We start from the raw sequence: 7,019 nt of genomic DNA, 5'->3' as shown, positions 1-7,019 counted from the left end.
CCCCTGCACCCCAGCCGGGGCGACGCCCCCAGGACCCCCGCGGGGCACCCCCCCCCCAACCCCCCCCCGGGCAGGCCCCCCCCCCCCCCCCGGGCCCCCCGCCCCCCCCCGACCAGGTCAGACCGCGATCGGCACGGCGGCCGCGTGTTCGTCGCCTTCGATGAGGTTCTCCGGCTTGTCGCGGATCATCACCGCGATTACCACGGCGGCGGCGAGGAAGAAGCCGGCGCCGATATAGAACGCGACGTCGTAGGAATAGATCGAGGCGCGTTCGATCAGGTGGTCGACGGTGGGGTTGTCGGTGACGTAGTTCTCGGCGGCCTGGACCGACAGGGTGGTCAGCAGCGCGGTGCCGACGGCACCACCGACCTGTTGCGCGGCATTGAGCAAGGCGCTGGCGACGCCGGAGTCCTCGGCGTCGACCTGATGCAGGGCGACGGCCTGCATGCCGACGAACAGCGGGCCCATCCCGAGCGCCATCAGCAGCTGCGCGGGCAGCACGCTCAGCGCGTACCCGTCGCCGTAGCTCAGTTGCGCCAGCCACAGCAGTCCGACGACGCCGAGCAGCGCGCCGACCACCATCAGCGGACGCGGCCCGAACTTGGGCATCAACGAACTGGTGATGCCCGCCGCGATCCCGATGCCCACCGGGAACGGCAGGAACGCGATGCCCGCCTTCAGCGGCGAATAGCCGAGGGTGTTCTGATAGTAGAAGCTGAGGAACAAGAACATGGCGAACATCGCGATCGGGATCAGCAGCGCGGCCAGCAATGCGCCGCCGCGATTGATCTCACCCGGAATTCGCAGTGGTAGTAGCGGATTCGCCGAGCGTGCCTCGATGAGGACGAACGCGACGAGCAAGGCGGAGCCCGCGCCGAGCAGGCCGAGGGTGCTGCCCGCCAGCCAGCCGTGTTCAGCGGCGCGACTGAACCCGTAGACGATGGAGACCAAGCCGAATGTCACGGTGACGGCGCCGGGCAGGTCGTAGCCGCCGGTTCGGGGCACCGGGATATCACGCGCGATCACCGCGACCGCACCGGCCACCGCGATGAGCGCGATCGGGGTGTTCATCAGCAGCGTCCACCGCCATGACGCGAACTCGGTGAGCGCGCCGCCCACGATGAGCCCGAACGCGATGCCACCCGCGGTGATACCGGCGAACACCGCGAACGCGCGGGCCCGCTCCTGCACATCGGTGAAGATCACCGACAGCAGCGACAGGGCCGCGGGGGCGAGCAGTGCGGCGAACGCGCCCTGCAGACCGCGGCCGATGAACAACTGCGCGCCGGTCTGCGCGAGGCCGGCCAGCGCCGACGCGGCGGCGAAGCCGACCAGGCCGACCAGGAAGATCCGGCGTCGGCCCAGGTAGTCGGCCATCCGTCCGCCGAGCAGCAGTAGCCCGCCGAAGATGAGCGTGTACGCGGTGAGCGCCCACTGTTTGTCGCCGTCGCTGATCCCGAGGTCCCGCTGGGCATACGGCAGGGCGATCGTGATCACGGTGGCGTCGAGCACCACCATCAACTGGGCGGCGGAGAGCACGACCAGCGCCCACCACCGCATCGAATTCTGTTGAGAATCAACATGTTTCGTCTCTAGCTCGGTGCCGGTCACCAGAACTCCTCGTTACTAGATTGGCGTCGACCAATCCTGGCACTACACGACAATTGGCGTCAAGAGAAAAATGTCTGAACGCGCCAATTGGCTTTCCTAGACAGATAAAGCGACCGACACGGTAGGCTGGTGTGATGCTGGACTCGACTACTCCGATCAGCGCCGACCGGACGACCGAACCGGCTGCCGACGCGCCGCTGGGCCTGCGTGAACGCAAGAAGATCCAGACCAAGGCCGCGATCGTCGCGATCGGCCTCGAACTGTGCGATAGCCAGGGTTTCGACGCGACGACGGTCGAGCAGATCGCCGCGGGTGCCGATGTGTCACCGCGCACTGTCAACCGGTACTTCGCGCTCAAGGAAGACATCGTGCTGGCCCCGATCGACGACTTCGGGGTCTCCGTCGCCGTCGCGCTGCGCTCCCAACCGAACACCGGCAACGAACTCCAGGCACTGTGCGGCGCCTACCTGGCGGTGGTCCAGGCGGAGGCAGACGCGGACGGTATCCGGTTCATCCGCCAGTTCCTGCAGATGCAGCGGATCATGCGCACCAGCCAGTCGGTTAACGCGCGGGCGCTGGAATACGCGGAGAAGAAGAACGTCGCGGTGTGCACCGAGCTCGCGCAGCGGATGGGCACGTCACCGGACGACTTCAAGGTGAAGCTGGTGGCCGGGATCTGGCAGATGCTGTGCCACATCTCGGTCGCCGATACCGAACAAGCACTGCTGAGCGGGTCACCGACGGTAGCTGTTCGGGTCACTCGCGACGCCGTGCTGCGCGCCTACCACGGCTTGCGGCAGGTCTGTGGCGCACCGGTCGACGACACGCCCGGCTTCGGCACACCGGCCGACGAGTGATCTTCAGCGTGAAATGCGGGGGAAGTTTCCGCGCGCGGGAGGTGTCCGGTTAACATGACGGCAAGGTCATGAGTACCAGCGCCAAGCCCCGGCTCGCTGGTCGGCAACCCTCCAGCTGCGGTGGGGTGCTCCGGGTGATGACCGGGCTCTCGAAAGTCGAGAGCAAGCGCGCATTGCAGGAGGCCCCCATGTGTTGTTGCCCGTCGATCCGACCCAGTTGACGAGATCCCCCCGGCGCACACCCCACTGGAGCACGACATGACCGACTCTTCCCTGCCCGAGAACTGGTCCTTCGAGACCAAGCAGGTCCACGCGGGCCAGGCCCCCGACGCGAGCACCAACGCGCGGGCACTGCCGATCTACCAGACCACCTCCTACACCTTCCGCGACACCGATCACGCCGCCGCGCTGTTCGGCCTCGCCGAGCCGGGCAACATCTACACCCGGATCATGAACCCCACCCAGGACGCGGTGGAGCAGCGGGTTGCCGCGCTCGAAGGTGGCGTCGCGGCGTTGCTGCTGGCCTCCGGCCAGGCCGCGGAGACCTACGCGATCCTGAACCTGGCCAGCGCGGGCGACCACATCGTGTCCAGCCCGCACCTCTACGGCGGCACCTACAACCTCTTCCACTACTCGCTGCCCAAGCTGGGGATCACGGTCTCGTTCGTCGAGGATCCCGATGACCTCGCGCAGTGGGAAGCGGCGATCCAGCCCAACACCAAGGCGTTCTACGGCGAGACCATCGCCAACCCGAGCAGTGCGGTGTTCGACATCCCCGGCATCGCCGGTGTCGCGCACGCGAACGGCATTCCGCTGATCGTCGACAACACCGTCGCCACCCCGTACCTGATCCAGCCGCTGGCCCACGGCGCCGACATCGTCGTGCATTCGGCGACGAAGTACCTGGGTGGGCACGGTGCGGCCGTGGCTGGCGTGATCGTCGACGGCGGCACGTTCGATTGGACCGTGCGCGACGCCGACGGCAACGCGCGCTTCCCCGGTTTCACCGAGCCCGACCCCAGCTACCACGGTGCGGTGTTCGCCGATCTGGGCGCGCCCGCGTTCGCGCTCAAGGCGCGCGTGCAGTTGCTGCGCGATCTGGGTGCTGCGGTCTCGCCATTCAACGCGTTCCTCATCGCGCAGGGCATCGAGACGCTGAGCTTGCGCGTCGAGCGGCACGTCAGCAATGCCGAGACGGTCGCGAAGTTCGTCGCCGAGCAGCCGGGCGTCGACGCGGTGTTCTACGCGGGCCTCGAGTCCTCGCCCTGGCACGCGCGGGCCGAGGAGCTGGCGCCCAAGGGTGCGGGCGCGATCGTGGCGTTCGAGCTGGCGGGCGGTGTCGATGCGGGCAAGAAGTTCGTGGACGCGCTCAGCCTCCACAGCCATGTAGCTAACATCGGTGATGTGCGTTCACTCGTGATTCACCCGGCGTCGACCACGCACTCGCAGTTGACGCCCGAAGAGCAGCTGGCGGCCGGCGTCACTCCCGGCCTGGTCCGGCTCGCGGTGGGCATCGAGGGCATCGAAGACATTCTGGCCGATCTGCGGGCCGGGTTCGCGGCGGCGACGACGTGACTGTGAGCACCGAATCGCCGATCGCCCGACCCGAAACCGGGGTGGCCCTGCTGCCACCCCAGGACGGGCGTGTCGGCGTGGTCGCCATCGGGGACGTGGCGCTGGAGAACGGCGCCGTTATCCCCGATGTGCGGCTGGCGGTGCAACGCTGGGGCGAGCTCTCGCCCACCCTGGACAATGTGGTGCTCGTCGAACACGCGCTCACCGGCGACTCTCATGTCGTCGGTGGGCCCGACGGGGCGCCCGGCTGGTGGGAAGGCATGGTCGGGCCCGGCGCGCCGATCGACACCGACGAGTGGTGTGTGATCGCGACCAACGTGCTCGGCGGCTGCAAGGGCAGCACCGGCCCGTCCGCACTGGCGGCCGACGGAAAGCCATGGGGCGCACGGTTTCCCGAGCTGACCATCCGCGATCAGGTGAACGCCGAAGCGCGGTTGTTCGAGGTGCTCGGGATCGAGCGGCTCGGCGCGGTCGTCGGCGGCTCGATGGGCGGCATGCGGGTGCTCGAGTGGATCATCGGCCTGCCCGAGCGGGTCAGTGCCGCGCTCGTGCTGGCCGTCGGCGCTCGCGCCACCGCCGATCAGATCGGCACCCAGACCACCCAGATGGCCGTCATCACCGCCGATCCCGACTGGCAGGGCGGCGACTATCACGGCACCGGCCGCGCGCCGATGACCGGCATGGGGCTGGCCCGGCGCATCGCGCACCTGACCTACCGCACCGAAGGCGAACTCGACCACCGCTTCACCAACAAGGCCCAGGGCGACGAAGACCCGTGGACCGGTGGACGGTACGCGGTGCAGAGCTACCTCGAACACCAGGCCGACAAGCTGTGTCAACGCTTCGATCCGGCCACCTATGTGCTGCTCAGCGAGGCCATGAACCGCCACGATGTGGGTCGCGGGCGCGGCGGTGTCGCTGCCGCGCTGGCTTCGACGTCGGTGCCGTGCGTGGTGGGCGGGGTCGACTCGGACCGCCTGTACCCCTTGCACACCCAGGCCGAGCTGGCCGAAGGGCTGCCGGGCTGCGCGGGTCTCGAGATCGTGCATTCACGCGACGGGCACGACGGGTTCCTCACCGAGGCGGCCGCGGTGTCGAAGTTGCTCACCGAGACGATGCGCCTCGCGCGGGAGAACCGCTGACGTTCACTCCCCCGGTCAGCAGGGTGACGATCGACCGGACATAGGCCTGAAGTCGTTCGCGCGGATACTCTTCCGGCTCGCTGACCCCGAGCCGACCGAGCATTTCGGCGATGGTGAGGGTCGAGCTCGCGAGCAGCCCGGCATCCATGCCCGACCACTTCGGCAGCACTGAGATACCCATGCGGACAAGCGATTCCGCGCGCTCCAAGATTTCGGCACGCGAAGCACGAAGAGCCGCACGATATTCGTCGGGCGCGCTCGCCGGGGTGGCGAGGATCAGCCGCCAGCGAGTCGGATTCGCCAGTGCCACACCGACGAACGCTTCGACAGTCGCCGAGGCAGCCGCCAATGGGTCGGCGCCGAGCAGGTCTTCGGGCAGCGTGTCGGCGATCTGATCCAGTCCGCGTTCACGTTCGCGTTCCAGCAGCGCTTCGACGAGTTCGGCGCGGGTCTTGAACACCGTGTACAGCACGGGTTTTCCGACGCCCGCCTCCTGCGCGACGGCCTCCATGCTCAGCTCGTGCAGTTCCATCCGGCCCAGGACGGTGAACGCGGCGTCGAGAAGTTGCGCGCGGCGCTGGTCCGGCGGCAGGCGCGGTGCATAGCGGCGTCGAGGTCGTTGCTCCTGCGTCGAGGTCACCCGCCCACCTGCCTTTCGCTCGCCGACGATACCCGCCATCCTTCGTCACGAATCCTACGCAACCGTTGTATTCACGTCGAGTAATTGCTACGGTGGTGTTGTATTCAATATTCCTCGCACTGCAAAGGGGCATGTGCAATGGCTTTCGATGCGTCGACTCTGCGTCGCGACGACTACGGCTTCTTCGGGCCGGATTCCCCCACCTGGAAGGTGTGGGCGGCGCCGACCGCGCTGATCGGATTCCAGCGCGCGGTCACCCTCGAGCACTTCGATCCGTTCCTGACCGCAGCGGTCGCCGATTCGCACGGGATCTACGACAATCCCGCCACCCGTCTCGACCACACGCTGTCCTACTTCCTGCTGGTCGCGCTCGGCGACGGCCGCACCGCCATCCAGGCCGCCGAACACCTGATGAAGGTGCACGCGCCGATGACGGGCATCGAACCGATCAGCGGCAAGCGCTACAGCGCCAACAACCCCGACTCCCAGCTGTGGATCCACGTCACCGGGTGGCATTCTGTGCTCAAGGCCTACGAGATGTTCGGGCCGGGGCCGCTGAGTCCGGCCGAAGAAGACCGGTACTGGGCCGAGTGCGTGATCGCCGCCGAACTACAGACCTGCAAGCCCTCGGATGTGCCGCGCAATCGTGCCGAGGTGCGCGCGTACTTCGAGCGCGTTCGGCCGCAGTTGTGCGTCAGCGAGCGGGCCGTGGAAGCCATGCATTTCCTGCTGTGGCCGTCGGTGAGCAAAGGCATGACGTTCGCGGCCGGTGGTCGTGTGCTGTCGCTGGCGACGATCTCGACGCTGCCCACCTGGATGCGCGAGCTGGGCCGATTCGACATGCCTCGTGTCGTGGACGCCGTGGTCCGTATCCCGGGGAAGGTGCTCGTCTGGGCGGCCGCACGTCGCGCCAACCTCGGGTTGATCATGGCCAGCCCGTACGTCGCGAAGATGACCGGACAGATCCTGGCCGCCCACGCCGGCGCCGCGACGCCGCGAACCCCGTCGACGATCAGCCCGAGCGATGCTCGCGCGCTCTACGGCAGCAACGGCACCCGCAGCCTGTGGGACAAGACCTCCGCCTGAACTCCGAAAACAGAACCGGGCGCGTCGAACGACGCGGCCGGGTGTTTTTCAGCAGACGCCGAGAGTATTTATTTTGGGCGCGAGGTAAACGAATTGGCAGACCAGGGC

At 67.7% G+C, this 7,019-nt stretch carries 6 protein-coding genes and 1 riboswitch; of the genes, 4 read left to right on the top strand and 2 right to left on the bottom strand.

Features of this window, described 5'->3' with window-relative positions; translation table 11 throughout:
• Positions 1-117: 117 nt before the first annotated feature.
• A complete protein-coding gene (locus ACFWPK_RS31550) occupies positions 118-1,611 on the bottom strand; it encodes an MFS transporter (protein ID WP_378921987.1) in 1,494 nt (497 codons plus the stop codon).
• Between the two features lie 134 nt (positions 1,612-1,745).
• Between ACFWPK_RS31550 and ACFWPK_RS31545 the strand changes: the two genes are divergently transcribed.
• The 3 genes from ACFWPK_RS31545 (at position 1,746) to ACFWPK_RS31535 (ending at position 5,185) form a co-directional block, all read left to right on the top strand.
• Positions 1,746-2,468, top strand: a complete 723-nt coding sequence (locus ACFWPK_RS31545) for a TetR family transcriptional regulator (RefSeq protein WP_378921985.1) — start codon at positions 1,746-1,748, stop codon at positions 2,466-2,468.
• 64 nt (positions 2,469-2,532) lie between these two features.
• Positions 2,533-2,643, top strand: a riboswitch (SAM riboswitch).
• 83 nt (positions 2,644-2,726) lie between these two features.
• Positions 2,727-4,043: a bifunctional o-acetylhomoserine/o-acetylserine sulfhydrylase gene (locus ACFWPK_RS31540; protein WP_378921983.1), complete on the top strand. Its 1,317-nt coding sequence runs from the start codon at positions 2,727-2,729 to the stop codon at positions 4,041-4,043.
• Positions 4,040-5,185, top strand: a complete 1,146-nt coding sequence (locus tag ACFWPK_RS31535) for a homoserine O-acetyltransferase (RefSeq protein WP_378921982.1) — start codon at positions 4,040-4,042, stop codon at positions 5,183-5,185. Before ACFWPK_RS31540 ends, ACFWPK_RS31535 begins: the two co-directional genes overlap by 4 nt.
• Here the strand turns inward: ACFWPK_RS31535 and ACFWPK_RS31530 are convergent.
• Entirely contained in the window at positions 5,148-5,825 is a 678-nt protein-coding gene (locus ACFWPK_RS31530; protein ID WP_378921981.1) for a TetR/AcrR family transcriptional regulator, read from the bottom strand. The genes ACFWPK_RS31535 and ACFWPK_RS31530 overlap by 38 nt on opposite strands.
• A 138-nt stretch (positions 5,826-5,963) precedes the next feature.
• Here ACFWPK_RS31530 and ACFWPK_RS31525 point away from each other — a divergent pair, with 138 nt between their 5' ends.
• Positions 5,964-6,911, top strand: coding sequence for an oxygenase MpaB family protein (locus ACFWPK_RS31525; protein ID WP_378921979.1), 948 nt, complete (start codon positions 5,964-5,966; stop codon positions 6,909-6,911).
• Positions 6,912-7,019: the final 108 nt, after the last annotated feature.

This window comes from Nocardia sp. NPDC058519 (genome assembly GCF_042719755.1).
Lineage (GTDB): Bacteria > Actinomycetota > Actinomycetes > Mycobacteriales > Mycobacteriaceae > Nocardia.
This window is presented reverse-complemented; position numbering and strand designations above follow the sequence as displayed.

What these genes read in the sequence shown, in the direction of transcription:
- ACFWPK_RS31545 (WP_378921985.1), top strand. Translation starts at nt 1,746, where the DNA reads ATGCTGGACTCGACTACTCCGATCAGCGCCGACCGGACGACCGAACCG.
- ACFWPK_RS31540 (WP_378921983.1), top strand. Translation starts at nt 2,727, where the DNA reads ATGACCGACTCTTCCCTGCCCGAGAACTGGTCCTTCGAGACCAAGCAG.
- ACFWPK_RS31525 (WP_378921979.1), top strand. Translation starts at nt 5,964, where the DNA reads ATGGCTTTCGATGCGTCGACTCTGCGTCGCGACGACTACGGCTTCTTC.